General features: G+C 74.7%; 12 protein-coding genes. 10 read left to right on the top strand and 2 right to left on the bottom strand.

What is annotated here, in order from left to right:
• Window positions 1-4: 4 nt before the first annotated feature.
• Complete coding sequence (locus tag D5H78_RS05980) at window positions 5-301, top strand: YggT family protein (RefSeq protein WP_119949531.1); 297 nt, start codon at window positions 5-7, stop codon at window positions 299-301.
• Between the two features lie 33 nt (window positions 302-334).
• A complete protein-coding gene (locus tag D5H78_RS05975; protein WP_119949530.1) occupies window positions 335-934 on the top strand; it encodes a DivIVA domain-containing protein in 600 nt (199 codons plus the stop codon).
• Window positions 935-1019: 85 nt separating this feature from the next.
• On the opposite strand, the gene ileS is transcribed toward D5H78_RS05975, so the two are convergent.
• Window positions 1020-4187 carry an isoleucine--tRNA ligase gene (gene ileS / locus D5H78_RS05970; RefSeq protein ID WP_119949529.1) on the bottom strand — a complete coding sequence of 1056 codons (3168 nt, stop codon included), beginning with the start codon at window positions 4185-4187 and terminating at the stop codon, window positions 1020-1022.
• Between the two features lie 319 nt (window positions 4188-4506).
• Between ileS and lspA the strand changes: the two genes are divergently transcribed.
• From lspA to D5H78_RS05930, 8 genes are all read left to right on the top strand, one after another.
• Window positions 4507-5043 (top strand): signal peptidase II, encoded by a 537-nt coding sequence (gene lspA, locus D5H78_RS05965; protein WP_119949528.1) that lies wholly within the window; start codon window positions 4507-4509, stop codon window positions 5041-5043.
• On the top strand, window positions 5036-5965 hold the full coding sequence (locus D5H78_RS05960; protein ID WP_119949527.1) for an RluA family pseudouridine synthase: 930 nt from the start codon (window positions 5036-5038) through the stop codon (window positions 5963-5965). Before lspA ends, D5H78_RS05960 begins: the two co-directional genes overlap by 8 nt.
• On the top strand, window positions 5962-6405 hold the full coding sequence (locus D5H78_RS05955; RefSeq protein ID WP_119949526.1) for a GNAT family N-acetyltransferase: 444 nt from the start codon (window positions 5962-5964) through the stop codon (window positions 6403-6405). Before D5H78_RS05960 ends, D5H78_RS05955 begins: the two co-directional genes overlap by 4 nt.
• Window positions 6405-7433 (top strand): LacI family DNA-binding transcriptional regulator, encoded by a 1029-nt coding sequence (locus tag D5H78_RS05950; RefSeq protein ID WP_119949525.1) that lies wholly within the window; start codon window positions 6405-6407, stop codon window positions 7431-7433. Before D5H78_RS05955 ends, D5H78_RS05950 begins: the two co-directional genes overlap by 1 nt.
• 255 nt (window positions 7434-7688) lie before the next feature.
• Window positions 7689-8996 carry an ABC transporter substrate-binding protein gene (locus D5H78_RS05945; RefSeq protein WP_119949524.1) on the top strand — a complete coding sequence of 436 codons (1308 nt, stop codon included), beginning with the start codon at window positions 7689-7691 and terminating at the stop codon, window positions 8994-8996.
• Window positions 8997-9076: 80 nt separating this feature from the next.
• Window positions 9077-10075, top strand: coding sequence for a carbohydrate ABC transporter permease (locus tag D5H78_RS05940; RefSeq protein WP_119949523.1), 999 nt, complete (start codon window positions 9077-9079; stop codon window positions 10073-10075).
• Window positions 10072-10971 (top strand): carbohydrate ABC transporter permease, encoded by a 900-nt coding sequence (locus tag D5H78_RS05935; protein WP_119949522.1) that lies wholly within the window; start codon window positions 10072-10074, stop codon window positions 10969-10971. Before D5H78_RS05940 ends, D5H78_RS05935 begins: the two co-directional genes overlap by 4 nt.
• Window positions 10972-11053: 82 nt before the next feature.
• Window positions 11054-12514 (top strand): GH1 family beta-glucosidase, encoded by a 1461-nt coding sequence (locus tag D5H78_RS05930; RefSeq protein WP_119949521.1) that lies wholly within the window; start codon window positions 11054-11056, stop codon window positions 12512-12514.
• Window positions 12515-12567: 53 nt separating this feature from the next.
• Here D5H78_RS05930 and D5H78_RS05925 read toward each other — a convergent pair whose 3' ends face one another.
• Window positions 12568-14727 carry an elongation factor G-like protein EF-G2 gene (locus D5H78_RS05925; RefSeq protein ID WP_119949520.1) on the bottom strand — a complete coding sequence of 720 codons (2160 nt, stop codon included), beginning with the start codon at window positions 14725-14727 and terminating at the stop codon, window positions 12568-12570.
• Window positions 14728-14742 lie beyond the last annotated feature (15 nt).

Raw genomic sequence — 14742 nt, 5'->3', positions numbered from 1 at the left:
ACGCGTGTCCGCCGTCTTCTCCCTGGTCTCCGTCGTCCTCTGGCTGTTCTTCGTCCTGCTCATCGCCCGGCTGGTGCTGGACTACGTGCAGATGTTCGCCCGCTCGTGGTCCCCGCGGGGGCCGCTGCTCGTCGTGGCCGAGGCGACCTACACCGTGACCGACCCGCCGCTGCGCGCCCTGCGCCGGGTCATCCCGCCGCTGCGCATCGGGCAGGTCTCGCTCGACCTGTCGTTCCTCGTGCTCATCATCGCCGTGCAGGTGGGCATCGGGGTGTCCGACAGCATCGCGTCCGGCGCCTGAGCGCGGGCGACCCGACCCCCGAGAGGTGACCCGGTGCCGCTGACCCCGCAGGACGTGCGGTCCAAGCAGTTCACCCAGACCGGCCTCGGCCGCAAGGGGTACGACGAGCACGAGGTGCGCGCCTTCCTCGAGGAGGTCGCCACCGAGCTCGAGGGCGTGCTCGCGGCCCGCACCGAGGCGGTCGAGCGCCTCGAGGCCACGCAGAAGGCCCTCATCACCGCGCAGCAGCGGCCCGAGCCGGCGCCCGCGCCGGCCCCGGAGCCCGCGCCGCCGGCGGAGGACGTCGCGGTGCGCGCGGCCCGCGTCCTCGCGCTCGCCGAGCGCACGGCCGACGAGCACGTCGGCCAGGCCCGCAGCGAGGCCGAGCAGCTGGTGAGCACCGCCCGCGAGCGCGCCGAGACGATGGACCGCGAGGCGGACGAGCGCCGCCGGCAGGTCATCGGCGCCATCGAGGCGCAGCGGGCCGAGCTCGAGCAGCGCATCGAGTCGCTGCGCTCGTTCGAGCGGGAGTACCGCAGCCGCCTCACGGCGTACCTGCAGCAGCAGCTCGCCGAGCTGCACGCCGGCGGCTCCTCCGACGCGACCACGGCCGCGCCGGGCCCGGTCGACGGGCAGCGCGCGGCCGGCGCCTAGCGCTCAGCGCCCGAGGCGCGCCCGCGCCGAGCGCCCCGGGCGGGCGCGACGGCCGCGGCGGGTCGCCCCGCCGCGGCCGCAGCGCTCAGGCCCGGGTGAGCCAGAAGCGCAGCCCGAGGTCCGCGTCGCCGTGCTGCGGCAGCGGGCCGCCGGCGCTGCCGCCCGGCGACGGCGTCGCCGCGTGCTCGCCGGGCTCGCCGCGCCGGAACGCCGTCGCGAGCACCTCGTCCGCGACGAGGGCGCCGTGCTCCTCGAGCGCCTCGGCGAGCTCGCCCTCGGCCTCCCACCAGAGCGCGATGCGGTCGCTGACCTCGAGCCCGGACGCCTTGCGCGCCTCCTGGACCAGGCGCACCGCCTCACGGGCGAGCCCGGCCCGGCGCAGCGCCGGGGTGAGGGTGAGGTCGAGGGCGAGGGTCTCGCCGGCGTCGCTCGCCACCGCCCAGCCCTCGCGCGGCGCCTCGGTGACGACGACGTCGTCCGTGCCCACCTCGACCTGCTCGCCGTCGACCTCGACCGTCGCCGTGCCGCTCGCCCGCAGCGCGGCGACGAGCGCCGTCGGTCCGGCGGCGGCCACGGCGGCCGCGACCCGCGGCGTGCGCTGGGCGAACCGCTTCCCGAGCGACCTGAAGTTCGCCTTGAGGCTCACGTCGACGAGGTCGCCGCCCGACCCGTCCAGGCCGGTGAGCTCGACGACGTTGAGCTCCTCGGCGACCTGCGCGCGCAGCTCCGGCGGCAGGTCGGCCCAGCCCGCGGCACCGACGAGCGCCCGTCCCAGCGGCTGGCGGCTGCGCACCTTCGACTCCGCGCGGGCCGCGCGGCCGAGCTCGACGAGGCGCCGCACGAGCGCCATCCGGCCGGCGAGCGCGTCGTCGACGAGCGCGGGGTCGGCCTCGGGCCACGCCGCGAGGTGCACCGACGCCGGCGCGCCCGGCGTGACCGGCCGGACGAGGTCCTGCCACACCCGCTCGGTGACGAACGGGACGAGCGGGGCCATGAGCCGGGTGAGCAGGTCGAGGCACTCGTGCAGCGTGGCCAGCGCCGCCGGCTCGCCCTGCCAGAAGCGGCGGCGGGAGCGGCGGACGTACCAGTTGGACAGGTCGTCGACGAAGGCGGCGAGCAGCGCCCCCGCCCGCTGGGTGTCGAACGCCTCGAGCGCGGCGTCGACCTGCGCGGCGAGCCGGTGCGCCTCGGACAGCGCCCAGCGGTCGAGCAGCGGTCGCTCCGCCGCTGAGGGTGCCCCCGAGGCGGGCGTCCACCCGGCGGTGCGCGCGTAGAGCGACTGGAACGCCACGGTGTTCCAGTAGGTCAGGAGCACCTTGCGCACGATCTCCTGCAGCGCCCCGTGGCCGACCCGCCGCGCGACCCACGGGGAGCCCGACGCGGCCATGAACCAGCGCAGGGCGTCCGCCCCGTGCTCGTCCATGAGCGGGATCGGCTCGAGGATGTTGCCGAGGTGCTTGCTCATCTTGCGCCCGTCCTCGGCGAGGATGTGCCCGAGGCAGAGCACGTCCTCGTACGACGAGCGGTCGAAGACGAGCGTCCCGACGGCCATGAGCGTGTAGAACCACCCGCGGGTCTGGTCGATCGCCTCGCAGATGAAGTCCGCGGGGTACGCCCGCTCGAACCGCTCGCGGCTGCCGGGCAGGTGCGGGTAGCCCCACTGCGCGAACGGCATCGACCCGGAGTCGAACCAGGCGTCGGCGACCTCGGGGACGCGCACCGCCTCCTCGCCGCACTCCGGGCAGGGGAGCGTGACCTCGTCGACGTACGGGCGGTGCGGGTCGAGCGCGGACAGGTCCCGGCCCGCGAGCGCGCCGAGCTCGGCGCGCGAGCCCACCACGGTGAGGTGCCCCGCGCCGCAGCGCCAGATGGGCAGCGGCGTGCCCCAGAAGCGGTTGCGCGAGAGCGACCAGTCGATGTTGTTCTTCAGCCAGTCGCCGTAGCGGCCCCACTTGACGTTCTCCGGGTGCCAGGTCGTGCGCTCGTTCTCGCGCAGCAGGGCGTCCTTGGCGGCCGTGGTGCGGATGTACCAGGACGGCTGGGCGTAGTAGAGCAGCGCGGTGTGGCAGCGCCAGCAGTGCGGGTAGCTGTGCTCGTACGCGACGTGGCGGAAGAGCAGGCCGCGCTCGGTGAGGTCCTCGACGAGCGGGGTGTCGGCGTCCTTGAAGAACAGCCCGCCGACGAGCGGCAGCCCGGCCTCGAAGGTCCCGTCCGCGCGCACCGGGTTGACCACCGCCAGCCCGTACGCCTTGGCGACCGCGAGGTCGTCGGCGCCGAAGGCGGGGGACTGGTGCACCAGGCCGGTGCCGTCCTCGACGGTCACGTAGTCCGCGAGCACCACGTAGTGCGCGTCCGGGACCTCGACGAGGTCGAAGGGGCGGGCGTACGTCGTCCGCTCGAGCTCGCGCCCGGGCACCGTCGCGACGACCTCGGCCTCCTCGCCGAGGACCGCCCGCAGCAGCGGCTCGGCGACCACCAGCAGCTCGTCGCCGGCGCGGGCCACGACGTAGTCGACCGCCGGGTTCACCGCGACGGCGGTGTTCGAGACGAGCGTCCAGGGGGTCGTGGTCCAGACGAGCAGCGAGGCGCGCCCGGCCCACTCCCCGCCGGTCACGGGGAACCGGACGTACACGGACGGGTCGACGACGGTCTCGTACCCCTGCGCCAGCTCGTGGTCGGACAGGCCGGTGCCGCAGCGCGGGCAGTACGGCGCCACGCGGTGGTCCTCGACGAGCAGGCCCTTGCGGTGGACCTGCTGCAGCGCCCACCACAGCGAGTCGACGTACTCCGGGTCCATGGTCCGGTACGCCTGGCTCATGTCGACCCAGTAGCCCATGCGCTCGGTCATGCGCTCGAACTCGTCGACGTGCCGCTCCACCGACGCCCGGCAGCGCGCGTTGAACTCCGCGACGCCGTACGCCTCGATGTCGCGCTTGCCGGAGAAGCCCAGCTCCTTCTCCACGGCGATCTCGACGGGCAGGCCGTGGCAGTCCCACCCGGCCTTGCGCTCGACGAACCGGCCCTTCATCGTCCGGTAGCGCGGGAACACGTCCTTGAAGACGCGGGCCTCGACGTGGTGGGTGCCGGGGCGGCCGTTGGCGGTCGGGGGGCCCTCGTAGAACACCCACGGCTCGCCCTCGCGGGACGCCTCGACGGAGGCGGCGAAGGTGCCCTCCCGGCGCCACAGCGCGAGGACCTCGCGCTCGAGCGCGGGCAGGTCCACCTGGGCGGGGACCGCGCGGTACTGGCTCACTGCTGCTCCTCCGTGCTCGCTCCTGCTGCACGGAGGGACGAGGCCGTCCGGCCCCGCGGTACCACCCTCCTTGGGCGCGCCCGCTCCGGGCGCTCCCCGCTCGTTCGCGCCGCCCGCTGCCGGGTCTAGTAGGGGCGGGCCCCGTTCTCCCGGCGGCTCGGGGGTGATCTTCGCTCCGGGCACGCCCCCGGGCTCGCACCGTCCCCGGGTCGCTGGTGGCTGCGTCCGGGGCTACTCGTCCCCGTCGTCACCTGCAGACAGCGCGCCCAGGGTAGCGCGCGGCGCGGAGCGCGGCCGTGCCGTGCGACCCTGGTGCGTGATGGACGCGCCCCACGAGGCGTCGCTGGGCGACGCCGAGACCCAGACCGCCCGCCCCCGCCGGACCGGCGCGCTGCTCGTCGTGGCGGTGCTGGCGTACGCGCTCGACCAGGCCACCAAGCTCGTCGCCGTCGACCGGCTGAGCGGACGGGACCCGGTGGAGCTGCTCGGGGGGCTGCTGACGCTGCGGCTCATCCGCAACCCCGGCGCGGCCTTCGGCCTCGCCGGCGGCGCGACGGTGGTGTTCAGCATCGTGGCCGTCGTGGTCGCCGTGATGATCCTGCGCACCGCCCGGCACCTGCGCAGCCTGCCGTGGGCGCTCGCGCTCGGCCTGCTCCTCGGGGGGGCGCTGGGCAACCTCACCGACCGGCTCGTGCGCAGCCCGGGGGTGCTGCGCGGGCACGTCGTGGACTTCCTCGAGCTGCCGAACTGGCCGGTCTTCAACGTGGCCGACATGGCCATCTGCACCGGGGCCGCGCTCATCGTGCTGCTGACGCTGCTCGGGCGCACCGTGGAGGGGACGGTGGAGCGTGGCTGACCGCCGCAGCCTGCCCGTGCCGGAGGGCCTGGAGGGGGAGCGGCTCGACGCCGCCCTGGCCCGGCTCTTCGGCTTCTCGCGCACCCGCGCGGCCGAGCTCGTGACGCAGGGCATGGTCGAGCTCGACGGGGCGCCGGCGGCGAAGTCCGACCGGGTCACCGCCGGCGCCTGGCTCGAGGTCGAGGTGCCGCCGCCGCCGGCCGCGGTGCAGGTGGTCGCCGAGCCGGTGCCGGGCCTGCGCGTCGTGCACGACGACGACGACGTCGTGGTGGTCGACAAGCCGGTGGGCGTCGCGGCGCACCCCAGCCCCGGCTGGACCGGGCCGACGGTGGTCGGCGGGCTCGCCGCGGCGGGCTACCGGGTGTCGACGAGCGGGGCGGCCGAGCGCCAGGGCGTGGTGCACCGCCTCGACGTGGGCACCAGCGGGCTCATGGTGGTCGCCAAGTCCGAGCGGGCCTACTCGCTGCTCAAGCAGGCCTTCCGCGAGCGGACCGTCGACAAGCGCTACCTCGCGCTCGTGCAGGGCCACCCGGACCCCTCGCGCGGGACCGTCGACGCGCCCATCGACCGGCACCCGACGTCCGACTGGAAGTGGGCGGTGGTCGCGGGCGGCAAGCCGAGCGTCACGCACTACGAGACGGTGGAGGCGTTCCGGGCCGCGAGCCTGCTCGACGTGCACCTCGAGACCGGGCGCACCCACCAGATCCGCGTCCACATGTCGGCGCTGCGGCACCCCTGCGTGGGCGACCTGACGTACGGCGCCGACCCCACGCTCGCCGCCCGGCTCGGGCTCACCCGCCAGTGGCTGCACGCCGCCCACCTGGGCTTCGAGCACCCGGGCACCGGGGAGCGGGTCGCCTTCGACAGCGCGCCCCCGGCCGACCTGCAGCACGCCCTCGACACCGTGCGGGCCGAGTCGTGAGCCGCCCCGCCACCGTGGTGCGCCGGGTGGAGGACGAGGCCGGGCGCCAGCGGGCGTACGCGATCCGCACCGAGGTCTTCGTCGAGGAGCAGGCGGTGCCGCTCGAGCTCGAGCTCGACGAGCACGACCCGACGGCGGACCACGTGCTGGCGTACGACGGCGACGAGCCGGTCGGGACCGGCCGGCTGGTCCTCGAGGACGGCGGCGGGGTGGCCCACCTCGGCCGCATCGCCGTGCGGGCCGGCGCCCGCGGGCGGGGCGTGGGCGTCGCCCTCATCACCGCCCTCGAGCAGCTCGGGCGCGAGCGGGGGGCCGGCACGTCGCTGCTCGGGGCGCAGGTGCAGGCGCTGGGCTTCTACGAGCGGCTCGGCTACGTCGCGGAGGGCCCGGAGTTCGACGACGCGGGCATCGCCCACCGCTGGATGCGCAAGGCCCTCTAGTGCCCGCCGCCGCCTCCCCGCCCACGCTCGAGTCGGTCGCCGCCCGGGCGGGGGTCTCCCGCGCGACGGCCGGGCGCGTGCTGTCCGGCTCGCCCCGGGTCAGCGAGCAGGCCCGCGAGGCGGTGCTCAAGGCGGCCGCCGAGCTCTCGTACGTCCCGAACCACGCCGCCCGCTCGCTCGTCACCCGCCGCGCGGGGTCCGTCGCGTTCGTGGTCGGCGAGGAGGAGGAGCGGTTCTTCGCCGACCCGTACTTCGCCGGGGTGCTGCGCGGCGTGCGCTCGGAGGTGCGCGGCGCGGGGGTGCAGCTCGTGCTCGTCGTCATGACGACCGACGAGGAGCGCGAGCGCTTCGCGACGTTCGCGCGCGGCGGGCACGTCGACGGGGCGATGTTCGTGTCGGTGCACGGCGCCGACCCGCTGCCGGCGGCGCTGCGGGCCGCCGGCGTCCCCGTCGTCGTCTCGGGCCGCCCGTACGACGTCCCGGCCGGGCGCCGCGGGGCCGTGCCGTACGTCGCCTCGGACAACCGCGGCGGCGGGCGCCTCGCCGCGCGGGCCCTGCTCGCGCGCGGCTGCGGGTGCGTGGCCACCGTGACCGGCCCGCAGGACATGTCCGCGGCGCAGGACCGCCTCGCCGGCTTCCTCGAGGGGCTGGGGGAGCGCGGGCTGCGCCCGGCCCCCGGCGGTACGCAGGAGGGCGACTACTCGCGGGCCGGCGGGCGCGCCGCGGCGGAGCGCCTGCTCGAGCGCGTGCCCGACGTGGACGGGGTCTTCGCGGCGAACGACCTCATGGCCGCGGGCGTGCTCGACGCGCTCGTCGCCCGGGGCCGGCGGGTGCCCGAGGACGTGGCCGTCGTCGGCTTCGACGACGTGCCGGTGGCGCGCGAGACGTCGCCGCTGCTCACGACGGTGCGCCAGGACGTGCACGGCATCGGCGCCGCGATGGCGCGCCTGCTGCTCGAGCTGGCCGCCGGGGGCGACCCCGACCCGGTGGTCCTGCCCACCGGGCTCGTCGCCCGCGCCAGCGCCTGACCACTCTCGCCGAACCCCTGGTGGGACCGCTCCCAGCCGCCTACTGTGCGGTCTGTGGGAGCGCTTCCATGATCACGTAACGACCGGGTCACGAGCCCGCGTCGGGGGGTTGACAGCCCCCGTCCCCGGGCGGATAGTCGTCCCACCCGTGAGAGCGCTCTCACACCACCTCCGGCACGGCAGGGAGCCGTGCCTCGGGGGCCGAGCCACCGCCGTCTCCCTCTCGACCTGGGCCCAGCGCCCGGAGGAGCATCCATGCGCATCCGATCCACCGCACCCGTCGTCGCCACCCTGCTCAGCGGCGCCCTCCTGCTCACCGCCTGCGGCGGCAGCGACGACGAGGCCGCGTCCTCGTCGGGCGGCGGCGACGGCGACGTCGAGCTCAGCGTCAGCCTCTTCGGCACGATGGGCTTCGAGGAGTCCGCCCTCTTCGAGGAGTACGAGAAGCAGAACCCCGGCGTGCAGATCAACTACGAGTCCACGCAGGGCGAGGACAAGTACTGGCCGGCGCTGCAGACGAAGCTGGCCAGCGGCAGCGGCCTCGCCGACGTCCAGGGCATCGAGGTCGCGCGCATCGCCGACGTCGTGGCCAACCAGTCCGACAAGTGGACCGACCTCACGACCCTCCAGGCGACGAAGGACATCGCCGCGAACTACGTGGAGTGGAAGGCCGCGGCCGCCACGACCGAGGACGGCAAGGTCCTGGGCGCCGGCACCGACATCGGCCCGATGGCCCTGTGCTACCGCACCGACCTGCTCGAGCAGGCCGGCCTGCCCACCGACCCGGCCGAGCTGGCCGCCCGCCTGGGCAGCTGGGACGACTACGTCGCCCTCGGCGAGGAGTACAAGGCGGCGGCCCCGGAGGGCTCGGCCTGGATGGACTCGGCCGGCGGCTTCTACAACGCCATGGTCTCCACCTCGGAGGAGATCTACTACGACGAGGCCGGGGAGCTGGTCTACGACAGCAACCCCGCGGTCAAGGAGGCCTTCGACACCGCCGCCGCGGCCGGCGAGGCGGGGCTGACCGCCCGCCTCGAGCAGTTCGTCGACCCGGCCTGGGACCAGGGCTTCGCCTCGGGCTCCTTCGCCACCATCGCCTGCCCGTCCTGGATGATCGGCTACATCAAGGGCAAGGCCGGCGACGCCGGCGCCGGCAAGTGGAACGTCACCCCGCTGCCGGGCGGCGAGGGCGGCAACTGGGGCGGCTCCTACCTCGCGATCCCGGAGTCGAGCGAGAACAAGGAGGAGGCCGCGAAGCTCATCGCGTGGCTGACCGACGGCGAGCAGCAGGCCACGGTCTTCAAGAACGTCGGCAACTTCCCCTCCACGACCGACGGCATCGCCAACGTCGGTGACGCGACCGACGAGTACTTCAACGGCGCCCCCATCGGTGAGATCTTCACCGCCTCCGCCGACGCCGCGCCGACCCAGATCCTGGGCCAGGACGACGGCGTCCTGAAGAACACGCTGGTCAAGGCGCTGCTCTCGGTCGAGGCCAACGGCGTCCCGGCCCAGGAGGCCTGGGACAGCGCGGTCTCGCAGGTCGAGAACCAGCTCGGCTGACACCTCTCGGGGCCGGCCGGCGCCCCACGGCGCCGGCCGGCCCCCCGGTCCACCCGACCCCGAACCCCGAGAGGTCCGCCATGACGGTCGACACGATGCCGGGCACGCCGTCCCCGGCCGACGCGGTCCCGCCCGCCCCTGGCGCGCGGCCCGCACCCCGCCGGCGGCGCCGGCGCCTGCTGGGCGAGAGCGGCCTGGCCCCGTACGCCTACGTGGGCCCCTTCTTCCTCATCTTCCTGGCGTTCGGGCTCTTCCCGCTCGTCTACACCGCCTGGGTCAGCCTCCACGAGTACCGCCTCGGCGGCGAGATGACGTGGACCGGCCTCGACAACTACACGTGGCTCTTCACGAGCGAGCAGTTCTACAACGCGCTCTGGAAGACCATCACGATCGGCGCGCTGTCCACGATCCCCCAGCTCGCCCTGGCCCTGGGCCTGGCGCACCTGCTCAACTACCGCATGCGGGCGCGGAACTTCTTCCGCATCTCGATGATCATGCCGTACGCGACCTCCGTCGCGGCGTCGACGCTGGTCTTCGCGCAGATCTTCGGCCGGGACAACGGTTTCGCGAACTGGCTGCTCAGCCTCGTCGGCATCGACGGGCCGGACTGGCGCAACGGCAACTGGACCGCGCAGATCGCCATCTCGGTCATCGTCATCTGGCGCTGGACGGGCTACAACGCGCTCATCTACCTCGCCGGCATGCAGTCGATCTCCCAGGACCTCTACGAGGCAGCGGCCATCGACGGCGCGAGCAAGTGGCAGCAGTTCGTGCACGTGACGCTGCCGGGCCTGCGCCCGACGATCCTCTTCACCGTCGTCGTCTCCACGATCGGTGCGACGCAGCTCTTCGGCGAGCCCCTGCTCTTCGGCGGCGGCACGCCCAACGGCGGCGCGCTGGGGCAGTACCAGACGCTCGGCCTGTACATGTACCAGCAGGGCTGGCAGTTCGGCGCCCTCGGGCGCGCGGCGACGGTCGCCTGGGTGACCTTCGTGCTCATCGTCCTGCTCGTCGTGCTGAACACCGCGCTGACCCGGTGGCGCACCGGTGAGCGCAGCACCCGGAGGGCGGCCCGATGAGCACCACCACGACGCAGCTGCGCGAGGCGGCGATCGCCGCCCCCGTGCCCCCCGCGGCCCGGCGCCCGCGCCGGCGCGACCCCGGCAGCGCCGGGTGGGTGGCCTACCTCCTGCTCGCGCTGACGGCGTTCGTCTTCCTCGTGCCCTTCTACTACATGGTCGTGGCGGCCAGCCGGCCCATGGCCGAGATGAACGTCTCGCCGCCGCCGCTGCTGCCGGGCGGGGACCTCTGGTCGAACATCCAGAAGGCCATGGAGCAGCAGGACCTCGTCAAGGCGATCGTCAACTCCACGATCGTGTCCGGCGCGGTCACCGTGAGCACGGCGCTGTTCTGCACGCTGGCGGGCTTCGCCTTCGCCAAGCTGCGCTTCAGCGGCAAGAACGTCCTGTTCGGCATCGCCATCGGCACCATGATGATCCCGCCGACCCTGGGCGTCGTGCCCCTCTACAAGCTCATGTCGGACCTCGAGCTCACCGGCCGCCTCGCCTCGGTGATCCTGCCGTTCCTCGTGTCGGCGTTCGGCGTGTTCTTCATGCGCCAGTACCTCGTGCAGTCCCTGCCGGACGAGCTCATCGAGGCGGCGCGCATCGACGGCGCCTCGTCGCTGCGGACCTTCTGGAGCATCGTCCTGCCGATCGCCCGCCCCGGCATGGCGGTCCTCGGGATGCTCACCTTCATGACCATGTGGAACGAGTTCTTCTGGCCGGTCATCGCGCTGAACTCGTCCAACCCCACGGTGCAGGTGGCCCTGGCCAACCTCGGCAGCGGCTACGTCCCGGACCAGTCGATCATCCTCGCGGGCACGCTCGTCGGCACGGTCCCCGTGCTGGTCGTCTTCGCCCTGCTCGGGCGGCAGATCGTCAACGGCATCCTCGCCGGCGCCGTCAAGGGCTGACGCCCCCACCCGCACCACCACCCAGCCCGCCTCTCGTACGCGAAGGAGGACGGCGGCCCGCCCCCGGCGGGCCGCCCACCCCATGACTGCCACCGACAGCACCACCGCCGTCCCGCTCGTCGAGCCGGCGGCCCCGGCCGGGCGGGCCTTCCCGCCGGGCTTCACCTGGGGCTCGGCCACCGCCTCGTACCAGATCGAGGGCGCGGTCGCGGAGGACGGGCGCACCCCGTCGATCTGGGACACGTACTCGCACACCCCGGGCAAGGTCCTCGCGGGCGACACCGGCGACGTGGCGGCCGACCACTACCACCGCGTCGAGGAGGACGTCGCGCTCATGCAGTCCCTCGGGCTGCGCGCGTACCGCTTCTCGGTCGCCTGGCCGCGGATCACCCCGCAGGTGAGCGCCGACGCGCTCGGCCCGGTCAACGAGGCCGGCCTGCGCTTCTACTCCGACCTCGTCGACCGCCTCGTCGCGGCCGGCATCACCCCGGCGGTCACGCTCTACCACTGGGACCTGCCGCAGGCGCTGGAGGACGCGGGCGGCTGGACCGACCGGCGCACCGCCGCGCGGTTCGCCGAGTACGCCGAGGTGGTCGCCGCGGCGCTCGGCGACCGGGTCCGCACCTTCATCACGCTCAACGAGCCGTGGTGCTCGGCGTACCTCGGCTACGCCAGCGGCGTGCACGCCCCCGGCCGCACCGAGCCCCTGGCCGCGCTGCGCGCGGTGCACCACCTCAACCTGGCCCACGGGCTCGGGGCCGCGGCCGTGCGCCGGGCGGCCCCGTCGGCGCAGGTGGCGCTGACGCTCAACCTCGCCTGGGTCCGCCCCGAGGGCGCCTCGGACGCCGACGCGGACGCCGCCCGGCGCGTCGACGGCCTGCAGAACCGGGTGTTCCTCGGGCCGGTGCTCGAGGGCGCGTACCCGCAGGACGTCCTGCAGGACACCGCCGGCGTGACGGACTGGTCGTTCGTGCTCGACGGCGACCTCGCGCTGATCCACCAGCCGCTCGACGTGCTCGGGGTGAACTACTACAGCCCGACCGTCGTGCGGGCCTGGGACGGCAGCACCCCGCGGGTCGAGGCCGACGGGCACGGCAACAGCGCGCACAGCCCGTGGGTCGCGTGCGAGGACGTCGAGTTCCCGCAGCAGCCGGGTCCCTACACCGAGATGGGCTGGAGCATCGACCACCGGGGGATGCGCGAGCTGCTGCTGCGGATGCACCGCGAGCACCCCGGCCTCGAGCTCATGGTCACCGAGAACGGCGCCGCGTTCCCCGACGTCCCCGACGCGCAGGGCCGGGTGCACGACGAGGACCGCATCGCCTACCTCGACGCGCACATCGGTGCCGTGCACGAGGCGATCGCCGCCGGCGCCAACGTCACCGGCTACTTCGTCTGGTCGCTCATGGACAACTTCGAGTGGGGCTACGGCTACTCGAAGCGCTTCGGCATCGTGCGGGTCGACTACGACACGCAGGTGCGCACCCCGAAGGACAGCGCCGCCTGGTACGCCCGCGTCATCGACGCGAACGCCCTGCCGTAGGCGGTGCGCCGCCGCGCCCGGGCCCGGCCCCGGGCGCGGCGGCGTCCCTGCGCTCAGCCGCCCTCGACCACCCGGGCGGCGATGCCCGGGGGCATCGGCTCGTGACGGGCGTACGAGCGGGTGAACGACCCGGTGCCGTGCGAGACCGAGCGCAGGTCGACGGCGTACCGGGTGAGCTCGAGCTGCGGGACGTCGGCCCGCACGAGCGAGCGGCCCGAGCCGACGGGCTCGGTGCCGGTGACCCGGCCGCGGCGCGAGGACAGGTCGCTCATGACGCCGCCGACGTACTCGTCCGCCACGAGGACGGACACCTCGTCGAACGGCTCGAGCAGGTGCACGTCCGCCCCCGCGGCCGCGTCCTTGAGGGCGAGCGCCCCGGCGGTCTGGAACGCCATGTCCGACGAGTCGACGGAATGGGCCTTCCCGTCGACCAGGGTCACCCGCAGGTCGACGACCGGGTAGCCGGCCCGGACGCCCTTGCGCATCTGGGCCCGCACGCCCTTCTCCACCGACGCGATGAACTGCCGGGGCACCGCGCCGCCGACGACGCGGTCGACGAACTCGAACCCGGAGCCCTCGGGCAGCGGCTCCACGTCGATCTCGCACACCGCGAACTGCCCGTGCCCGCCGGACTGCTTGACGTGCCGCCCCCGCCCGTGCGCCGGCCCGGCGAACGTCTCGCGCAGCGCCACCCGCAGCGGCTCGGAGGTCACCCCCACGCCGTACCGCCCGCGCAGCCGCTCCAGCAGCACGTCGAGGTGCGCCTCGCCCATGCACCACAGCACGAGCTGGCCCGTCTCGGCGTCCGCGACCAGCCGCAGCGTCGGGTCCTCGGCGACCAGGCGGCCCAGGCCCTGGGCGAGCTTGTCCTCGTCCGCCTTGGACGTGGCGGTGAGCGCCACCGGCAGTAGCGGCTCGGGCATGACCCACGGCTCGACGAGCAGCGGGGCGTCCTTGGACGAGAGGGTGTCGCCGGTCTCGGCCCGGGTGAGCCGCGCCACCGCGCAGACGTCGCCCGCGACGGCGTGCGGGACCGGGCGCTGCGTCGCCCCCAGCGGCGAGGAGAGCGCGCCGACGCGCTCGTCCACGTCGTGCCCCTCCTCCTCGGGCGCGCGCGAGAACCGCTCGTTGTGCCCCGAGACGTGCACCACCGTGTCCGGGCGCAGGGTGCCGGAGAAGACCCGCACGAGCGAGACCCGCCCGACGTACGGGTCCGTGGTCGTCTTGACGACCTCGGCGACGAGCGGGCCGTCGGGGTCGCAGGTGAGCGGCCCGCGCGGGTCGCCCTCGGGGGTCGTCACCGCCGGCAGCGGGTGCTCCAGCGGGGAGGGGAACCCCTGCACGATCCCGTCGAGCACCTCCCGCAGCCCGATCCCCGCGGGCGCGCAGACCGGCAGGACGGGGTGGAAGGACCCGCGCGCGACCGCCTTCTCCAGGTCCTCGACGAGCACCTTCTCGTCGATCTCCTCGCCGGCGAGGTAGCGGTCCATGAGCGTCTCGTCCTCGGACTCGCCGATGATCCCCTCGATGAGGGCGTCGCGGGTCTCCTTCACCAGCGCGACGTGCTCGGGGTCGGGCTCGCGCTCGGTGCGGGAGCCCGACGAGTAGTCGTACACGGTCTGCGTGACGAGCCCGAGGAGCCCCGCCAGCCCGCCGTCGTCACCGGCCATGGGCAGGTAGAGCGGCATCACCCCGTCGCCGAAGACCCGCTGGCAGATCGCGACGACGTCGTCGAAGTCGGCGGCGCGCTCCTTGTCGAGCTTGGTGACGAGGACCGCCCGCGGCATCCCGACCGCCGCGCACTCCTCCCAGAGCATCGTCGTCGCCGCGTCGACGCCGTCCACGGCGGACACGACGAAGAGCGCGGCGTCCGCCGCGCGCAGCCCGGCGCGCAGGTCGCCGACGAAGTCCGCGTAGCCCGGGGCGTCGAGGAGGTTGACCTTCACCCCGGCGTGCTCCAGGGGCGCGAGGGCCAGCGACACCGAGCGCTGCTGGCGCTTCTCCGCCTCGTCGTGGTCGGTCACCGTGGTGCCGTCCTCGACCCGGCCGGGGCGCGGGACCGTCCCCGACGCGGCGAGCAGGCCCTCGACGAGGGTCGTCTTGCCCGAGCCGGTGTGACCGACGAGGACGACGTCGCGGACGTCCTGGGGGCGCACCGGGCAGGGCGCGGCCGGTGCCCTGCCCGCGGCCCCGGCGCTGGACGAGTGGGGCATGGGGACCTCCGTGGG

The sequence above is a fragment of the Vallicoccus soli genome (assembly GCF_003594885.1).
Taxonomy (GTDB): domain Bacteria; phylum Actinomycetota; class Actinomycetes; order Motilibacterales; family Motilibacteraceae; genus Vallicoccus; species Vallicoccus soli.
This window is presented reverse-complemented; position numbering and strand designations above follow the sequence as displayed.

Excerpts from the sequence above, each read along its gene's own strand:
- D5H78_RS05925 (WP_119949520.1), bottom strand. The coding sequence starts at position 14,727 with ATGCCCCACTCGTCCAGCGCCGGGGCCGCGGGCAGGGCACCGGCCGCG.
- D5H78_RS05935 (WP_119949522.1), top strand. The coding sequence starts at position 10,072 with ATGAGCACCACCACGACGCAGCTGCGCGAGGCGGCGATCGCCGCCCCC.
- D5H78_RS05945 (WP_119949524.1), top strand. The coding sequence starts at position 7,689 with ATGCGCATCCGATCCACCGCACCCGTCGTCGCCACCCTGCTCAGCGGC.
- lspA (WP_119949528.1), top strand. The coding sequence starts at position 4,507 with ATGGACGCGCCCCACGAGGCGTCGCTGGGCGACGCCGAGACCCAGACC.
- D5H78_RS05940 (WP_119949523.1), top strand. The coding sequence starts at position 9,077 with ATGACGGTCGACACGATGCCGGGCACGCCGTCCCCGGCCGACGCGGTC.
- D5H78_RS05930 (WP_119949521.1), top strand. The coding sequence starts at position 11,054 with ATGACTGCCACCGACAGCACCACCGCCGTCCCGCTCGTCGAGCCGGCG.